17 protein-coding genes are annotated in these 15,791 nt (G+C 57.0%); 6 read left to right on the top strand and 11 right to left on the bottom strand.

Annotation, left to right across the window (positions count from 1 at the left end):
* Positions 1–16: 16 nt before the first annotated feature.
* Positions 17–421: a Cu(I)-responsive transcriptional regulator gene (gene cueR, locus ACX8ZY_RS14950; protein WP_010259067.1), complete on the top strand. Its 405-nt coding sequence runs from the start codon at positions 17–19 to the stop codon at positions 419–421.
* On the opposite strand, the gene ACX8ZY_RS14945 is transcribed toward cueR, so the two are convergent.
* The 4 genes from ACX8ZY_RS14945 to ACX8ZY_RS14930 form a co-directional block, all read right to left on the bottom strand.
* Positions 409–855: an NfeD family protein gene (locus tag ACX8ZY_RS14945; protein WP_421665061.1), complete on the bottom strand. Its 447-nt coding sequence runs from the start codon at positions 853–855 to the stop codon at positions 409–411. The genes cueR and ACX8ZY_RS14945 overlap by 13 nt on opposite strands.
* Positions 855–1,769, bottom strand: a complete 915-nt coding sequence (locus tag ACX8ZY_RS14940) for an SPFH domain-containing protein (RefSeq protein ID WP_010259065.1) — start codon at positions 1,767–1,769, stop codon at positions 855–857. Before ACX8ZY_RS14940 ends, ACX8ZY_RS14945 begins: the two co-directional genes overlap by 1 nt.
* A gap of 58 nt (positions 1,770–1,827) precedes the next feature.
* Entirely contained in the window at positions 1,828–2,685 is an 858-nt protein-coding gene (locus ACX8ZY_RS14935; RefSeq protein WP_022626096.1) for a thioredoxin family protein, read from the bottom strand.
* A gap of 79 nt (positions 2,686–2,764) precedes the next feature.
* Positions 2,765–3,538 carry an SDR family oxidoreductase gene (locus ACX8ZY_RS14930; protein WP_022626095.1) on the bottom strand — a complete coding sequence of 258 codons (774 nt, stop codon included), beginning with the start codon at positions 3,536–3,538 and terminating at the stop codon, positions 2,765–2,767.
* Positions 3,539–3,900: 362 nt separating this feature from the next.
* Here ACX8ZY_RS14930 and ACX8ZY_RS14925 point away from each other — a divergent pair, with 362 nt between their 5' ends.
* The gene (locus tag ACX8ZY_RS14925; protein ID WP_459260215.1) at positions 3,901–4,545 is read left to right on the top strand and encodes a hypothetical protein; all 645 of its coding nucleotides are present in this window, start codon (positions 3,901–3,903) and stop codon (positions 4,543–4,545) included.
* A 487-nt stretch (positions 4,546–5,032) separates the two neighbouring features.
* On the opposite strand, the gene tesA is transcribed toward ACX8ZY_RS14925, so the two are convergent.
* Positions 5,033–5,659: a multifunctional acyl-CoA thioesterase I/protease I/lysophospholipase L1 gene (tesA, locus tag ACX8ZY_RS14920; RefSeq protein WP_010671236.1), complete on the bottom strand. Its 627-nt coding sequence runs from the start codon at positions 5,657–5,659 to the stop codon at positions 5,033–5,035.
* Between tesA and ybbA the strand changes: the two genes are divergently transcribed.
* Together ybbA and ybbP are read left to right on the top strand one after the other, a co-directional pair.
* The gene (gene ybbA, locus ACX8ZY_RS14915) at positions 5,627–6,313 is read left to right on the top strand and encodes a putative ABC transporter ATP-binding protein YbbA (protein WP_010259059.1); all 687 of its coding nucleotides are present in this window, start codon (positions 5,627–5,629) and stop codon (positions 6,311–6,313) included. The genes tesA and ybbA overlap by 33 nt on opposite strands.
* Positions 6,310–8,727 (top strand): putative ABC transporter permease subunit YbbP, encoded by a 2,418-nt coding sequence (gene ybbP / locus ACX8ZY_RS14910; RefSeq protein ID WP_031592139.1) that lies wholly within the window; start codon positions 6,310–6,312, stop codon positions 8,725–8,727. The genes ybbA and ybbP overlap by 4 nt, the downstream gene beginning before the upstream one ends.
* A gap of 257 nt (positions 8,728–8,984) precedes the next feature.
* On the opposite strand, the gene purK is transcribed toward ybbP, so the two are convergent.
* The 4 genes from purK to ppiB form a co-directional block, all read right to left on the bottom strand.
* Positions 8,985–10,049 carry a 5-(carboxyamino)imidazole ribonucleotide synthase gene (gene purK / locus ACX8ZY_RS14905; RefSeq protein ID WP_421665059.1) on the bottom strand — a complete coding sequence of 355 codons (1,065 nt, stop codon included), beginning with the start codon at positions 10,047–10,049 and terminating at the stop codon, positions 8,985–8,987.
* Positions 10,046–10,552, bottom strand: coding sequence for a 5-(carboxyamino)imidazole ribonucleotide mutase (gene purE / locus ACX8ZY_RS14900; RefSeq protein ID WP_010259054.1), 507 nt, complete (start codon positions 10,550–10,552; stop codon positions 10,046–10,048). Before purE ends, purK begins: the two co-directional genes overlap by 4 nt.
* A 131-nt stretch (positions 10,553–10,683) precedes the next feature.
* On the bottom strand, positions 10,684–11,400 hold the full coding sequence (gene lpxH, locus ACX8ZY_RS14895; RefSeq protein ID WP_031592136.1) for a UDP-2,3-diacylglucosamine diphosphatase: 717 nt from the start codon (positions 11,398–11,400) through the stop codon (positions 10,684–10,686).
* Positions 11,400–11,894, bottom strand: coding sequence for a peptidylprolyl isomerase B (gene ppiB / locus ACX8ZY_RS14890; RefSeq protein WP_033756818.1), 495 nt, complete (start codon positions 11,892–11,894; stop codon positions 11,400–11,402). The genes lpxH and ppiB overlap by 1 nt, the downstream gene beginning before the upstream one ends.
* A 212-nt stretch (positions 11,895–12,106) precedes the next feature.
* Between ppiB and cysS the strand changes: the two genes are divergently transcribed.
* Together cysS and ACX8ZY_RS14880 are read left to right on the top strand one after the other, a co-directional pair.
* Positions 12,107–13,492 (top strand): cysteine--tRNA ligase, encoded by a 1,386-nt coding sequence (cysS, locus tag ACX8ZY_RS14885; RefSeq protein ID WP_039388349.1) that lies wholly within the window; start codon positions 12,107–12,109, stop codon positions 13,490–13,492.
* Positions 13,493–13,525: 33 nt separating this feature from the next.
* Positions 13,526–14,632: an AAA family ATPase gene (locus ACX8ZY_RS14880; RefSeq protein ID WP_158131934.1), complete on the top strand. Its 1,107-nt coding sequence runs from the start codon at positions 13,526–13,528 to the stop codon at positions 14,630–14,632.
* A gap of 27 nt (positions 14,633–14,659) precedes the next feature.
* Here ACX8ZY_RS14880 and ybcJ read toward each other — a convergent pair whose 3' ends face one another.
* Positions 14,660–14,872: a ribosome-associated protein YbcJ gene (ybcJ, locus tag ACX8ZY_RS14875; protein WP_003849455.1), complete on the bottom strand. Its 213-nt coding sequence runs from the start codon at positions 14,870–14,872 to the stop codon at positions 14,660–14,662.
* Positions 14,873–15,739 (bottom strand): bifunctional methylenetetrahydrofolate dehydrogenase/methenyltetrahydrofolate cyclohydrolase FolD, encoded by an 867-nt coding sequence (folD, locus tag ACX8ZY_RS14870; protein WP_010671240.1) that lies wholly within the window; start codon positions 15,737–15,739, stop codon positions 14,873–14,875.
* Between the last annotated feature and the right edge of the window lie 52 nt (positions 15,740–15,791).

The raw sequence follows: 15,791 nt of genomic DNA, 5'->3' as shown, positions 1-15,791 counted from the left end.
GGTCAAGGGGACGAAAATGAACATCAGCGATGTGGCAAAAAAGACCGGACTGACCAGCAAGGCAATACGTTTTTACGAAGAGAAGGGGGTGGTGACGCCGCCGTTGCGCAGTGAAAATGGCTACCGCAGCTACAACGGACACCATCTTGAGGAGCTGAACCTGTTACGTCAGGCGCGACAGGTTGGCTTCACGCTGGATGAGTGTCGTGAGCTGGTGGCGCTGTTTAACAATCCGTCGCGCCACAGTGCCGATGTAAAAGCCCGTACTCTGCAGAAAGCGGATGAAATTGCGGCGCATATTGAAGAGCTGCACGTCATGCGGGCTCGCCTGCTGGCGCTGGCAGAGGCCTGTCCCGGCGATGACGGCGCCGAATGTCCGATTATCAACAATCTGGCCGGGTGCTGCGGTCAGCGTGGCTGAATACGCAGCGTAATCCCCTCAATGCCGGTTACGACCACTGCTGTGCCCGCAGGCAGATCCTGCTCCGCCTCAACCCGCCAGCTGCTGTCCCCGATCCGCACATGGCCGGTGCGGTTATGCAGCGCGGTATCCAGCGTCAGCTGCAACCCGATCATCTGACTGCCGCGCTGGTTCAGGGCATTGGGTTTCTGACGCACTTCACGGTGGCGCATCCAGCGATACCATAAAAAGACGCAGACCAGCGTCATCGCAGCAAACAGAGAGCCCTGCGCCGTCCAGCTTACCGGCACAAACCACTCAATGAGGCCGACGATGACCGCCGCCAGCCCGCTCCAGAGCAGGTAACCGCTTGTGCCCAGCATCTCAGCCGCCAGCAGTAACCCACCCAGCGTCAGCCAGAACCAGTGCGGATGCGCGATAATATCGACCAGCATCAGCGTTTCGACTCAGTGCGTGATTCCTTCAGCAGTTCACCGATGCCCGCAATCGAACCCAGCAGACTGCTCGCCTCCAGCGGCATCATCACCACTTTGCTGTTGTTGGCTTCACCGATTTTTTGCAGCGCATCGGTATATTTCTGCGCCACAAAGTAGTTAATGGCCTGAATATCACCTGATGCGATCGCTTCCGAGACCATCTTAGTGGCGTTAGCTTCCGCTTCAGCCTGACGTTCGCGCGCTTCTGCCTGCAGGAACGCCGAGGTCCGTTCACCTTCTGCTTTGAGGATTTGCGACTGCTTATCCCCTTCAGCGCGCAGGATCGCCGCCTGTCGCACCCCTTCGGCTGTCAGAATATCGGCGCGTTTAGTTCGCTCCGCTTTCATCTGCGCATTCATCGCGCCAATCAACTCCTGCGGCGGACGTACATCGCGGATCTCGATGCGGGTGATCTTGACGCCCCACGGATTGGTCGCTTCATCCACGATATGCAGCAGGCGGGTGTTGATGCTGTCGCGCTGTGACAGCATTTCGTCCAGCTCCATGCTGCCAAGCACGGTACGCATATTGGTCATGGTCAGGTTAAGAATCGCCTGCTCAAGATTGCTGACTTCATACGCGGCACGCGCCGGGTCAACGACCTGAATAAAGCAGACTGCATCGATGGTGACGTTGGCATTGTCTTTGGAGATGATCTCCTGCGAGGGAATATCCAGTACCTGTTCCATCATGTTGATCTTACGACCAACACGATCCATGAACGGCACCACCAGGCTTAATCCTGGCTGCAGGGTGCGGGTATAACGGCCAAAGCGCTCAACCGTCCATTGAAAACCTTGTGGCACGATCTTGACGGTGGCCCAGACCGCCACCAGCGCCAGAATAATCAGGGCAGGAATTACAGTTATCATACAACCTCCGCGTTGTCAGATTAACGGGCCGAGTCGCTTCGGCCCGGGGTGCTGCCGCTTAGTAGAGCAGGGAATAGAGCTGACGACGATAACGCGCGGCAAGTGCATCGCCGGTACCCAGCGCCGCCAGAATCTCCTGCAGCATTTTACGCGCCTGGCCATCAGCGGCATTAAGATCGGATTTCAGGAAGCTGAACAGCAGTTCCAGTGCTTCTTCATTACGACCCACCTGATGGAGCTGTAACGAGAGTTTAGCAGCCAGCCCGGCGTTAGTCGGGTCAGCCTCCAGCTGGGATTGCAGCTGCTGAATCTCCGGCGTATCCGCTGCCTGTTTCAGCAGATCGATCTGCGCCATCAGGCTCTGATAGCGGGTATCCTGATCCTGCAATGGCACCACTTTCAGCACCGCTTCCGCTTCATCGCTGCGGTTCAGGGTAATCAGTACGTCAGCCAGCAGGAAACCGATCTCGCTGGACTGGTTGCTCAGCTGCCACGCATCTTTTAACAACGGCAGCGCCTCCAGCGGTTTACCTTCCTGCATCAGCGCCATCGCCTGCTGCGCTTTCAGCTCTTCTTCGCGCGGCAGGACTTTTTCCAGCAGGGCGCGGATCGCTTCTTCCGGCTGCGGTCCCTGGAAGCCATCAACCGGCTGACCATCCTGGAACAGATAGACGGTCGGGATTGAACGCAGACCAAACTGCGACGCCACCCTTTGCTCTTTGTCGCAATCCAGTTTTGCGAGAATAAACTGACCCGCGTACTCCTGCGCCAGGCGCTCCAGCACGGGCGTCAGCTCCTGACAGTGCTGGCTGCGCTCAGACCAGAAGTAGAACAGCACCGGCAGCTGCATCGACTGCTCAAGGGTCTGCTGCAGGTTAGATTCGTTGATGTCGATGATAGAAGCTTGTGGTGACATGGATAAGTCTCTTTGCAAAAAGTGTTCTAAGAATATGGGGCCAACTGGCCCGGCTTCAAGCGCTATTGCGCATGGCTGATTAATGGCTGCGCAAAATGCGATCCAGCATCCAGCCGGGCAGTAACCGTTTCAGCAGGCTCATTATGTGTGCGACCAGTGTCACCGGATAGCGTAAACGCGGATGTTTACTCTCGAGTGCATGACGAAGTTTAGGCAGAATGGCTTCTGGTGGCAGAGTAAAACGTGCCGCGATGCCGGGGTTACGCACCGGGTTATGCTGTTCGCCCTGCGTCACATTGTCGGTAAAACGGGTCTGAATCGGACCCGGTTCAATCAGGCTGACCCGGATGCCGCGGCTGCGCACTTCAAGCCGCAATGCATCGCTCCAGGCTTCCAGCGCATATTTACTGGCGGCATAGGCACCCCGGCCTGGTGTGGAGATCAGCCCCAGCACCGAGCTGGTATTAATAATGCGGCCATCGCCGCTGGCCTGCAACGCGGGCAACAGACGCAGTGTCAGCTGATGGACGCCGAAAAAGTTGCTGGAAAACTGCTGTTCCAGCTGCTGGCGGGAGAGGGTGTGCAGCGGGCCATAGAGACCAAATCCGGCGTTGTTAAACAGCGCCGTCAGACGGTTATCGCAGAGCGCGAGCACTGTGTCGGCGGCCTGATCCACACTTTGCGGATCGTCGAGATCCAGTTGCAGCCCGGTAAAGCCCAGTGTTTCCATGCGGGCGACATCCTCTGCTTTACGGCAGGCGGCGATCACCCGGTAGCCCCGCGCCAGTAAATCGTGAGCGGCAACCAGGCCAATACCGCTCGAACAACCTGTAATCAGAATGGTTTTTTGCACAAATTCATCCCCCTTCGAATCTCATGTTTTTTTAAATTAAGCTGTTATTTCTTCTGAATATATACCTGATTGCAATGAGTCAGCATTTCACGTTTCTCTTTTATCTTCCTCCTGATTTACCAGGAGTCTGCCGTGAAAAATGAGTGATTACGATAACATCTTAATAATGATCAGACCCAGACCGGGCATAAAGTCTCTGCCATTTTGATGTTACTGGTTTTGCTTGCATCATCTGGCGAAATGACAGATCTGGCGTGGCACAGGAGGAAATTCTGGCTGGCGGGTAAACTGAAGAAATCGTCTGGAAGCACTCATGAACTTTAGTTATTATTCGTACAGATTCAGGACCGCAGGGATGATATATGGACATTAAACAGGCTGCACTGGGAATTCTCGATGGGATATCTTCCATACCAAATACAGCTTACATGGGTATGGTCAGGAGTTGGGAGGGAAGCGGACTCGCAGGGCAGAGTGCTAAACAAAGAAATCAGGCTGAGACGGAGCGTTTTTTCTATATGCTCAAAAACCTGGGTAATGCTGAGTCACCTTTACGCAGACTAATTACTCTTGTTTTCACCTGGTTTTATCAAAAGCTTGATGATGAAGGAAAGGAGGCTGTTAACAATAAATTGGGGTACGGCGCTGGAAGCATTGCAGGACGAACAGCCGGGCAAATTACATTGGCACAGACAACAGCAAGTATGATGTTGCATCGGTTGGCTATTGACGAGGCATACAGGCATTTCATCCGATTCAGTGCTTCAGCCTCTCTAAACGTGGTGATGTTACAGGGGATAGTTGAAGAGTCAGCAAGAGCGTCAAGAAGGATGAAAAACAAATATCCGGCTACGCACGCCAGGGTATCAAAAGAGAATTTAGATATGGTTTATTTCCTCGTTGAACGACAATTAGAGCCTTACCTTGTGTTCATCGAAGGACATCCTATTAATTGTAAAAGAATACAAGATGAAATTTGTAAAATCGTTAATGTCCCACGTAATTGAAGGAACTATTACCTTTTTGTCTGTGATTTTTGCTATGGGTTCTTTTTTCTGGTTTGAAAGCACATGGCTGAAACTTACCGGGTGTATCGGAGCATTAATAGTTGGCTATGTGATTTCATACGGAGCGGCGAAAATCAGAGGTGGCTGAACCTGAATTGCTGCTGTGATTTTGCAGCTATTCATAATTTTGCAGCAACTAATAATTGAGTTGAGTAGTTCTGGCTCAATGTTTTATTTAATGGTGAGATCGTTTTGTACTAACCTGCCACCAGAACGCCACAGACGCCCGCTGCGCCACACAAAAGCGCGGTCATCACACTTGATAACCCTATATAGATCATCTTCACAGCGCGGCACATGTAAAGCCGCTGTCACCACTTTGCCGCCAATAACAAAAAAACCAATATTAAATTATTGATTTAAATGATTTATTATATGCGGCAAAGTGCTTTTGCATTTCTTTACCCTTTTTGCGCATCCCGGCGCGCTACGGCTGCTTAACTAAGGGGGCCAGGTCTTTTGCCATTAACTGGGCGATAAAAGGCTGGGCATCAGGATTAGGATGAATCCCATCCTGCTGCATCCACTCGGGTTTCAGATAAACCTGTTCCATGAAAAAGGGCACCAGAGGAATGTTATGCTGCTGCGCTAATCCGGGATAGATGCCGCTGAACGCTTCGGTGTAGCGGCGGCCATAGTTGGCAGGCAGACGAATCTGCATCAGCAGCGGCTTCGCATTGGCGGCTTTAACATCGTCGATAACTTTACTCAGATTCTGCGCGATAGCGTCGGGCGGGAAACCGCGCAAACCATCGTTACCGCCCAATTCGATTAACACCCATTGCGGCTGATGCTGTTTTAATAGTGCGGGCAGGCGCGCCAGCCCCTGTGCAGCCGTATCACCGCTGATACTGGCGTTGATCACTTTAGGTTTTTGCTGCCACTGCTTATCGAGCAGGCTGGGCCAGGCCGCAGTGGCAGACATGCGATAGCCCGCACTCAGGCTGTCGCCCAGCACCATCAGCGTATCTGCAGCAGCAAGACGCGACACCAGCAGAAGAATCAATAACAGGAAGGGATAATGCCAGCGGAAAACATTGTTGAAGTTCATCATCTTACTAAGTCCGTCGGTCAGGGAGAGCATCAGTTAACCATCCTTACCGGAGTTGAGTTGGTTGTCAAACCAGCTGAGACCATTGCGCTGATTGGCGAGTCCGGCTCCGGCAAGTCAACCCTGCTCGGAATTCTGGCCGGGCTGGACGATGGCAGCAGCGGCGAAGTCCATCTGCTGGGGCAGCCACTGCATCAGATGAACGAAGAGCAGCGTGCGGCCCTGCGTGCCCGGCAGGTCGGCTTTGTATTCCAGTCATTTATGCTGGTGCCGACCCTGAATGCCCAGGAGAATGTGCAGCTACCTTCCCTGCTGCGCGGCGACAGCGATCGCCAGAGCCGTGAACAGGCGAGAGAGCTTCTGACGCTGCTCGGACTGGGTGAACGTCTGCATCATCTGCCCGCCCAGCTTTCAGGCGGCGAGCAGCAGCGCGTGGCGCTGGCCCGCGCCTTCAGTGGCCGTCCTGGTCTGCTGTTTGCCGATGAGCCTACCGGCAATCTCGATCGTAAAACCGGTGACCGCATCGCCGATCTGCTGTTTTCCCTTAACCGCGATTTTGCCACCACGCTGATTCTGGTGACGCATGACGAGCAACTGGCGGCGCGCTGCGATCGTCGCCTGCGGCTGCGCGACGGTAAATTGTGGGAGGAGCAATGATCTGGCGCTGGTTCTGGCGCGAGTGGCGTTCGCCCTCGCTGCTGATTGTCTGGCTGGCCCTGACGCTGGCGGTGGCCTGCGTGCTGGCGCTGGGGTCGATCAGCGATCGCATGGAAAAAGGGCTGAATCAGCAGAGCCGTGATTTTATGGCCGGAGACCGTACGCTGCGCAGCAGTGATGCAGCGCCAGAAGCCTGGCTGGCAAAAGCAGCTGAAACCGGTCTGACGGTCAGCCGTCAGCTGACCTTTATGACCATGACCTTTGCCGATCAGTCACCGCAGCTTGCCTCAGTAAAAGCGGTGGACGATCGCTACCCGATGTTTGGCACGCTGCAGACGCAGCCGCCAGGGCTGAGGCCGCAGGCGGGTACCGCGCTGGCGGCACCGCGCCTGATGGCGCTGCTGAACCTGAAAGTGGGCGACACGCTGGAAGTGGGTGATACCCAGCTGCGCATCAGCGGGGAGGTGATCCAGGAGCCGGATGGCGGCTTTAACCCGTTTGAGATGGCGCCGCGTCTGCTGATCAATCTGGCGGATGCCGCCAAAACTGGTGCGATTCAGCCAGGCAGCCGCATCACCTGGCGCTATAAGTTTTCCGGTAATCCCGATCAGCTGGCCAGCTATGACCGCTGGATTGAACCGCAGCTGAAGGCGGACCAGCGCTGGATCAGCGTGGAGAACTCGGAAGATGCACTGGGCCGTTCGATGCAGCGCGCGCAGCAGTTCCTGCTGCTCTCGGCCTTGCTGACGCTGATGCTGGCGATTGCGGCCGTGGCGGTCGCCATGAGCCACTATTGCCGCAGCCGCTACGATCTGGTGGCAGTGCTGAAAACCCTGGGTGCGACGCACGGCGCGTTGCAGCGGCTGATCATCGGTCAGTGGCTGGCGGTGCTGCTGCTGGCGGCGATTGCCGGTGGTCTGGTGGGGCAGGGCGTTGAAGCGATCCTGATGGCGATGCTGAAACCCGTGCTGCCTGCCAGCTTACCGGCGGCCAGCGTCTGGCCATGGATCTGGGCGGTGGGATCGTTGTTTGTGATTTCGCTGCTGGTGGGTCTGCGTCCCTATCGTCTGCTGCTGGCGACACAGCCGCTGCGGGTGTTGCGGCGCGATGCGGTGGCGAATCTCTGGCCGCTGAAGATCTATATTCCGGTGATGATTGCTGTCGTGGTGACGCTGTTAGCGCTGCTGGTTGGCGGCAGTAAAATGCTCTGGGCGCTGCTGGCGGGTGTGGTGGTGCTGGCGGGATTGCTGGCACTACTCGGCTGGGGAACCCTGCTACTGCTGCGTCGGCTGGTAGTGCGCAATCTGGCGTTACGACTGGCGATCAACCGACTGCTGCGCCAGCCCGGCATGACGCTGAGCCAGCTTGCGGCCTTTTCGCTGTCGTTCATGCTGCTGGCGCTGCTGCTGGTAATGCGTGGCGATCTGCTGGATCGCTGGCAGCAGCAGTTACCGGCGGATAGCCCGAACTTCTTCCTGCTGAACATGACGGCAGATCAGGTGCCGCAGGTGCGTGATTTCCTGCAGTCGCATCAGATCACGCCCGGGACCTTTTACCCGATTGCGCGGGTGCGGCTCAGTGAACTCAACGGCAAACCGGCCGATCCGAAGCTGGATAATGCCCTGAACCGTGAGCTCAACCTGACGGAACTGGCCGATCGCCCGGATCATAATCCGCTGGTGGCAGGCAACTGGCCACCTAAAGCGGGTGAAGTGTCGATGGAAGTGGAACTGGCGGATCGGCTGGGGCTGAAGCTCGGCGATACCCTGACGTTCGACGGCGATACGCAGACCTTCAGCGCGCGCATTACCAGTTTGCGTAAAGTGGACTGGGAAAGCCTGAAGCCGAACTTCTTCTTCATCTTCCCGCCGGGCGCGCTCGACAGCCAGCCGCAGACCTGGCTCACCAGCTTCCGCATGGAGGCGAATCCTGTTCTGCTGGCTCAACTTAACCGTGCTTTTCCAGCGCTGAGTCTGCTGGATATCGGCAGCATTATGCGGCAGATCGGCCAGGTGCTGGCGCAGGTCAGCCAGGCGCTGGAGATCATGGTGGTGCTGGTGACCGCCTGTGGTGTGTTACTGCTGCTGGCGCAGATTCAGGTCGGTATGCGCCAGCGGCGTCAGGAGCTGGTGGTCTATCGCACGCTGGGTGCCGGTAAACGCCTGCTGCGCACGACGCTGTGGTGTGAGTTTGCGCTGCTTGGCGTGGTCTCCGGCGTGGCGGCCGCGATGGGGGCAGAAGCGGCGTTATGGGGATTACAGACAAAGATTTTCGATTTCCCGTGGCAGCCTGACTGGACCCTGTGGCTAGCGCTGCCGTTGTGTGGCGCGCTGCTGTTATCGCTGTGCGGTGGCTGGCTGGGGATCCGATTACTGAAAGGGAAGGCGCTGTTCAGGAAGTTTGATGCGGCGTAAGGGAGTGTAGGCATAAGGCTGCACTAAGCCCGCCTTTGACCTTCATCCAGATCGCACCCATCACCAGCAAGCGGGTAACGGGAAACGAAGAGCAAAGCGTCACGCGCCAGGGATGGCGCGTGCCGAGCTGGCAGGGATGCCGTTTTTGCGTCTTTGCGATCGTTTCCCGTTACCGGCGTCTCCCTCTGACTTAAAGGCGACTGCTCAATCGCTCTAAGCTGCCTGGTAAAGCCATCATCAGACTCAGGTGCGGGAAACTACAGTTTTTCAACCGCCCAGGCGATGCCGCTGGCGTACGCTTCCGGTAGCTGCGGCACCAGCGCATTAAGGGCAGCCCTGAGCCGTTCTGTATCGCTGTCGGTCAGATTCAGATGGCCCACTTTACGACCCGGACGCACCTCTTTGTCATACCAGTGCAGATGCACCAGCGGCTGCTGCAGCCAGCTCAGATTCACGTCGGTGCCAATCAGATTGACCATCGCCGACGGCGCAAACACCACCGGCTGCGGTAATGCCAGGCCAAGAATGGCGCGCAGATGCAGCTCAAACTGGCTGATCGACGCACCGTTCTGCGTCCAGTGCCCACTGTTATGGACGCGCGGCGCCAGCTCATTGATCAGCAATCCCTCTGGCGTAATGAAACACTCCATCGCCATTACGCCGACGTAATTCAGTTCCTGCATGATCGCACTCAGCATCGCTTCGGCCTGCTGCTGCTGTGCCTGATCCGCCTGCGGCAGCGCAACGCTGGTGCGCAGAATGCCATCCTGATGCAGGTTATGCGTCAGCGGATAGAACACCACCTGGCCATCGTGACCGCGCGCCCCTACCAGTGAGACTTCACCGGAAAAGTTGATGCCCTGCTCAACGATGCATTCGCCGTAGCACGCCTCCGGCAGGGTGTGAGTCTCATCAGCACGCAGACGCCACTGACCCCGGCCGTCGTAACCGCCGGTGCGGCTTTTCACAATCGCTAACTCGCCCAGCGAGTCGAACACCGCTGGCCATTCGCTTTTATCTGCCAGGAACTGCCACGGCGCGGTGGCCAGTCCCAGCTGATCCAGCAGCTGTTTCTGCGTCAGACGATCCGCCAGACGCGGAAAGATATCGCGGTTAACAAAGGCTGGATGGCTGGCCAGTTCACGCGTCAGCGCCGTCTCCGGCCAGCGTTCGATTTCGGCGGTGATCACGCTGTCGGCGATAGGGAGCGCGGTGGGATCGGCGTCTAAGCCCACCGGATACACTGCGATGCCCAGGGGTTCACCCGCCTGACGCAGCATACGACCTAACTGGCCGTTGCCCAGTACGCAAACCGGCTTCATGCATCCACCCGCGGATCGGGATGGTTCAGCACCTCATCGGTCTGGCTCTGACGCCAGGTGGTCAGGCGTAACGCCAGCGCACTGTCATGCAGCGCCAGAATCTGCGCCGCCAGCAGCGCGGCATTGGCTGCGCCCGCCTTGCCAATTGCCAGCGTACCGACCGGAATACCGCGCGGCATCTGCACAATCGAATAGAGGCTATCGACGCCGCTCAGTGCTGCGCTCTGCACCGGCACACCCAGCACCGGCACCAGCGTTTTTGCCGCCAGCATACCCGGCAGATGTGCCGCGCCACCTGCGCCAGCAATAATCACCTGAAGACCCTTGTCGGCTGCCGTTTCGGCGAAGCTGAACAGTTTATCCGGGGTGCGGTGCGCAGAGACCACTTCAACATCAAAAGGGACGTCCAGGCTGGAGAGGATTTCAGCGGCGAACTGCATGGTGGCCCAGTCACTTCTGGAACCCATAACAATGGCGATGCGGGCCGGGGCGTTGGATGACATGGGGTCAACTCCTGTGAATGAACAAACAGACCTGGCCGGGCGGACAGGTTTTGAAGGGCACCGAGAATAGCATGAGAAGCACGCAAGGAAAACGGTTGCGTCGGGCTTAAGGTCGTGGATTTAACCGCAGATTAAAAGTCGAAATGGATAAGCTGAATGCCACTGGCGTCGAGCTGGATCATGGAACCCCGGCTATGCCAGGCACCCAGCACCGCGCGTTGCGCCGGTTCACCCTGCAGGCTCAGCGTATGAATCGCCGGGCGATGAGTGTGACCGTGGATTAACAGTGGCACCTGCTGGCGCAGCATAGTGGCGACGACCGCTTCCTGATTCACATCCATGATGGTCTGGGATTTATGCTGATTGGCCTGTTTACTGTCGGCGCGCATCCGGGCGGCAATGCGTTTACGTATCCATAACGGCAACGCGAGAAACAGCCGCTGGATCCAGGGATTATGCACTTTGGCCCGAAAACGCAGGTAACCCGCATCGTCGGTACAGAGCGTATCGCCATGCATGATCAGCAACCGATGGCCGTAGAGCGTCAGCACCTGCTCTTCCGGCAGCAGCGTCATGCCGCAGGCCTGCGCAAAGCGTCGGCCAATCAGGAAGTCGCGATTGCCATGGATAAAGTAAACCGGAACCGGCAGGGCGCGCAGGGCGCGGGCAACCTGCTGATGCAGCGGATTGGGATCATCGTCGCCAATCCAGGCTTCAAACAGATCGCCGAGAATATAGAGCGCGTCGCAGTGGGGCGCTTCGCGCTGTAAAAAATGCAGAAAACCGGCGGTAATCGCCGGTTCTTCCTGACACAGATGGAGATCTGCGATAAACAGCGTGCGCGACATTACTCGCTGACGGTCACTTTCTGGATAACGACGTCGTCTTTTGGCACATCCTGGTGCATGCCGCTGCGGCCGGTAGAGACCGCTTTGATCTTCTCGACCACATCCATACCTTCAACCACTTCAGCGAATACGCAGTAGCCCCAGCCCTGAACGCTTTCGTCACGGAAGTTCAGGAAGTCGTTGTCAGCTACGTTGATGAAAAACTGTGCGGTCGCAGAGTGCGGCGCAGAGGTACGTGCCATTGCCAGCGTACCTTTGGTGTTTTTCAGGCCATTGCTGGCTTCGTTCTGAATTTCGTCTTTAGTTTCTTTCTGCTTCATGCCCGGCTCGAAGCCGCCGCCCTGAATCATAAAGCCGTTGATTACGCGGTGGAAAATGGTGTTGTCGTAAAAACCTTCACGGCAGTAATCCAGGAAGTTCTTTACGGTTGCCGGCGCTTTATCATCGAAAGTTTTGATTACGATATCGCCATGGTTCGTCTGGAAAGTTACCATTTTTGTCGTCCTGTAAAGGTTGTCATCAGTTGCTGAGGTCGCTCTGTCGATGGGCGTCCCCCTTTTTGTCGACCGTTCTTATATCATAATTTCCAATGACACGTCAGCAGCGCGGCGCAGTTGGCTTGCTTTGCGTCGCGCGAGCGATAAAAATACGGCACAATGTCTGGATACTTAAAAGTGCCAACCACACGCGAAAACGGAACCGTTCAATGCTTAAGATTTATAACACCCTGAGTCGACAGAAAGAGGAATTCAAACCCATTCATGCCGGTAAAATCGGGATGTATGTTTGCGGCATCACGGTGTATGACCTCTGTCACATTGGTCATGGGCGGACGTTCGTGGCGTTTGACGTAGTGGCGCGCTACCTGCGTTACCTCGGTTATCAGCTTAATTATGTACGTAACATCACCGACATTGATGACAAAATCATCAGGCGCGCCAACGAAAACGGCGAGAGCATCGAAACCCTGACCAACCGCATGATTGGCGAGATGCACAACGACTTCGCCGCGCTGGGGATTCTGCCGCCCGATGAGGAGCCGCGCGCTACCCGTCACATCGCTGAGATTATCGAGCTGGTGGAGACGCTGATCGCTCGCGGTCACGCTTATGTGGCGGAGAACGGCGACGTGATGTTTGATGTCCTCAGCGACACCGATTACGGCGCACTGTCGCGTCAGGATCTGGAGCAGTTGCAGGCGGGCGCGCGTGTTGAAGTCGCCGACGTGAAGCGCAACCCGATGGACTTCGTGCTGTGGAAAATGTCCAAAGCGGATGAGCCAGCCTGGTCATCGCCGTGGGGCAACGGTCGTCCTGGCTGGCACATCGAGTGCTCGGCAATGAACTGCAAACAGCTGGGCACCCATTTCGATATCCACGGCGGCGGTTCAGACCTGATGTTCCCGCACCATGAAAACGAAATCGCCCAGTCGAGCTGCGCCCATGACGGTCCTTACGTCAACTACTGGATGCACTCCGGCATGGTGATGGTTGATCGAGAGAAGATGTCCAAATCGCTCGGTAACTTCTTCACCGTGCGTGACGTGCTGCAACATTATGATGCGGAGACGGTGCGTTACTTCCTGATGTCCGGTCACTATCGCAGCCAGCTTAACTACGGCGAAGATAACCTGAATCAGGCGCGTGCGGCGCTGGAGCGTCTCTATACGGCACTGCGTCACACCGACAGCAGCGTGCCTGCCCACGGCGGCGAAGCGTTTGAAGCGCGGTTCCGCAGCGCGATGGATGATGATTTCAACACTCCGGAAGCCTATTCGGTGCTGTTCGACATGGCGCGAGAAGTGAACCGCCTGAAAAGTGAAGATGGCGCTTCAGCGCACGGGCTGGCGTCGAAGCTGCGCGAGATGGCCAACGTGCTGGGCATTCTGCAGCAGGACCCTGAGTTGTTCCTGCAAAGCGGCGCGCAGGTCAATGACGAAGAGGTTGCCGAGATTGAGCACTGGGTGAAAGCCCGTGCCGATGCGCGCGCCGCCAAAGCCTGGGCGGAAGCGGACATCGCGCGCGACAAGCTTAACGCGCTGGGTGTCATCGTCGAGGATGGGCCACAGGGCTCCAGCTGGCGTCGAAAATAAACCGGAGAGGGCGAGCAATCGCCCTTTTTTATTATGGCGATTGAACAGATTCAGATCCGCGGCTTCCGCTCGATACGTAACCTGACGCTGTCGCTGCAGCAGCTGAATGTGGTGAGCGGTCCCAACGGCTGCGGTAAATCCAACCTCTACAAAGCGGTGCGGCTGCTGCATGAGGCGGCCAGCGGTCGCCTGGCACTGGCGCTGGCTGAAGAAGGCGGTATTCAGAAAGCGATGTGGGCGGGCGGCTTACGCCGGGGCGATCGCCGACACGATCCAAAGCGCCTGGAGCTGGCCGTGGTGATGGATGACATGGATTACCAGCTGGAGATTGGCTTTCCCGAGCCGCTGGTGACTAGCCTGTTTAATCTCGATCCGCTGGTGAAGCAGGAGCGACTCTGGCTGAGCGGTCAGCAGCGCCGTCCTTCCGCCTGTATTATGCAGCGCGAAAATCAGACTGCCTTTCTGCACAACGTTGAGGGCGAGCGCGTCGCCTATCCGGCGGTGCTGCATCCCGAAGAGTCGCTGTTTGGTCAGCTTGGCGAACCGCATCGCTATCCGGAGCTTTCGCAGTTGCGCGAACGTCTGCAGCAGTGGCGCTTTTACCATGAGTTTGCGGTCTGGCCTGGCTCACCGATACGGGCACCGCAGATTGGCGTGCGTGCGCCGGTGCTGAGCCATGATGGCAGCAATCTGGCGGCGGCCTGGGCGACCATTGTTGAGCGCGGTCATTCCGAACTCCTGTCTGAGGTGATGGAACAGGCGTTTCCCGACAGCCAGTTTGATGTCGATGTGCAGAATGGCCGTTTCCAGATGCTGATGTCGCGCCAGGGCATTCTGCGTCCGCTGGAGAGCGCCGAGTTTTCTGATGGCACGCTGCGGTTTCTCTGTCTGGTTGTCGCACTGCTCAGCCCGCGTCCGCCCGCCTTTATGGCACTGAATGAGCCGGAAAACAGCCTGCATGAAGATCTGTTGCCTGCGCTGGCGCGCTTAATCGCCGAAGCCAGCGAGTTCAGTCAGCTCTGGATCACCAGCCATTCACCCCGGCTCGCGACGTTGATAGCGCAGCATACGGCGGTGAATCATATTGTACTGGAACAGCGGGAAGGGGAGACATGCGTAAAGGGGGATGAGCAGGTGTAACAGCGTCCCCGCAGGGACGCCCGGAAATCACTCGACCACAGTAATGCGGAAACCCGCGAATTCCACGGTCTGACCGGCTACGATTTTGCAGCGCTTGCGGGTTTCTACCGCACCGTTGACCTTCACTTCACCCTCGGCAATCACCACTTTCGCCTGTGCGCCGCTCTGAACCCAGCCTTCCAGTTTCAGCAGGTCACACAGATCGACGTGCGGGAATTTACCCAGTGAAAAACTTGTCATTTAAACCACCTCTTTATCATGAAACTCTTCGCACGCCTGCAGCGTGTTTTGAATCAGTGTTGCTACTGTCATTGGACCCACACCGCCCGGCACCGGGGTAATGTAGGAGGCGCGCTCGGATGCACTGTCAAAATCAACATCGCCCACCACTTTGCCGCTCTCCAGCCGGTTAATGCCCACGTCGATGACGATGGCGCCCGGTTTGATCCAGTCACCCGGAATAAACCCTGGCTTACCCACTGCAACGACCAGCAGATCGGCATGCTCAACGTGATGGCGCAGATCTTTGGTAAAGCGATGAGTGACGGTCGTGGTGCAGCCCGCCAGCAGCAGTTCCATACTCATCGGACGACCAACAATGTTGGATGCGCCAACCACCACGGCATTCAGGCCGTAGGTGTCAATGTTGTAGCGCTCCAGCAGCGTCACGATACCGCGTGGCGTGCAGGGACGCAGGGTTGGCGCACGCTGACAGAGGCGACCGACGTTATAAGGGTGGAATCCATCGACATCTTTATCAGGCGTGATGCGCTCCAGCACTTTGACATTATCAATGCCGGCTGGCAGTGGCAGTTGCACCAGGATGCCATCGATTTCGTCGTCCTGATTGAGCGCATCAATCAGCTCCAGCAGCTCAGCTTCGCGGGTCGTGGCAGGCAAATCGTAAGAGCGGGAGTGGAAACCCACTTCTTCACAGGCGCGGCGTTTGCTGGCCACGTAGATCTGTGATGCCGGGTTTTCACCCACCAGAACCACTGCCAGACCCGGCGCGCGTTTTCCGGCGGCCAGACGCTGCTTCACTTTTTCCGCAACCTCAACGCGCACCTGCTGCGCAATCGTTTTACCGTCAATAATTTTTGCTGCCATCAGAGAGGAAATCCACTGTGTTGTGTTGAATCGGGGAAGGGGGGTATTTTGT

This window comes from Pantoea sp. XAF26B01_ASV70 (assembly GCF_054512635.1).
Note: the sequence above shows the minus strand (reverse complement) of the source record. Positions and strands in the feature narration are given on the sequence as shown.

What these genes read in the sequence shown, in the direction of transcription:
- cueR (WP_010259067.1), top strand. Translation starts at nt 17, where the DNA reads ATGAACATCAGCGATGTGGCAAAAAAGACCGGACTGACCAGCAAGGCA.
- folD (WP_010671240.1), bottom strand. Translation starts at nt 15,739, where the DNA reads ATGGCAGCAAAAATTATTGACGGTAAAACGATTGCGCAGCAGGTGCGC.
- lpxH (WP_031592136.1), bottom strand. Translation starts at nt 11,400, where the DNA reads ATGTCGCGCACGCTGTTTATCGCAGATCTCCATCTGTGTCAGGAAGAA.
- ACX8ZY_RS14945 (WP_421665061.1), bottom strand. Translation starts at nt 855, where the DNA reads ATGCTGGTCGATATTATCGCGCATCCGCACTGGTTCTGGCTGACGCTG.
- ybcJ (WP_003849455.1), bottom strand. Translation starts at nt 14,872, where the DNA reads ATGACAAGTTTTTCACTGGGTAAATTCCCGCACGTCGATCTGTGTGAC.
- ACX8ZY_RS14940 (WP_010259065.1), bottom strand. Translation starts at nt 1,769, where the DNA reads ATGATAACTGTAATTCCTGCCCTGATTATTCTGGCGCTGGTGGCGGTC.
- cysS (WP_039388349.1), top strand. Translation starts at nt 12,107, where the DNA reads ATGCTTAAGATTTATAACACCCTGAGTCGACAGAAAGAGGAATTCAAA.
- purE (WP_010259054.1), bottom strand. Translation starts at nt 10,552, where the DNA reads ATGTCATCCAACGCCCCGGCCCGCATCGCCATTGTTATGGGTTCCAGA.
- ACX8ZY_RS14935 (WP_022626096.1), bottom strand. Translation starts at nt 2,685, where the DNA reads ATGTCACCACAAGCTTCTATCATCGACATCAACGAATCTAACCTGCAG.
- ppiB (WP_033756818.1), bottom strand. Translation starts at nt 11,894, where the DNA reads ATGGTAACTTTCCAGACGAACCATGGCGATATCGTAATCAAAACTTTC.
- tesA (WP_010671236.1), bottom strand. Translation starts at nt 5,659, where the DNA reads ATGATGAACTTCAACAATGTTTTCCGCTGGCATTATCCCTTCCTGTTA.
- purK (WP_421665059.1), bottom strand. Translation starts at nt 10,049, where the DNA reads ATGAAGCCGGTTTGCGTACTGGGCAACGGCCAGTTAGGTCGTATGCTG.
- ACX8ZY_RS14925 (WP_459260215.1), top strand. Translation starts at nt 3,901, where the DNA reads ATGGACATTAAACAGGCTGCACTGGGAATTCTCGATGGGATATCTTCC.
- ybbA (WP_010259059.1), top strand. Translation starts at nt 5,627, where the DNA reads ATGCCAGCGGAAAACATTGTTGAAGTTCATCATCTTACTAAGTCCGTC.
- ybbP (WP_031592139.1), top strand. Translation starts at nt 6,310, where the DNA reads ATGATCTGGCGCTGGTTCTGGCGCGAGTGGCGTTCGCCCTCGCTGCTG.
- ACX8ZY_RS14880 (WP_158131934.1), top strand. Translation starts at nt 13,526, where the DNA reads ATGGCGATTGAACAGATTCAGATCCGCGGCTTCCGCTCGATACGTAAC.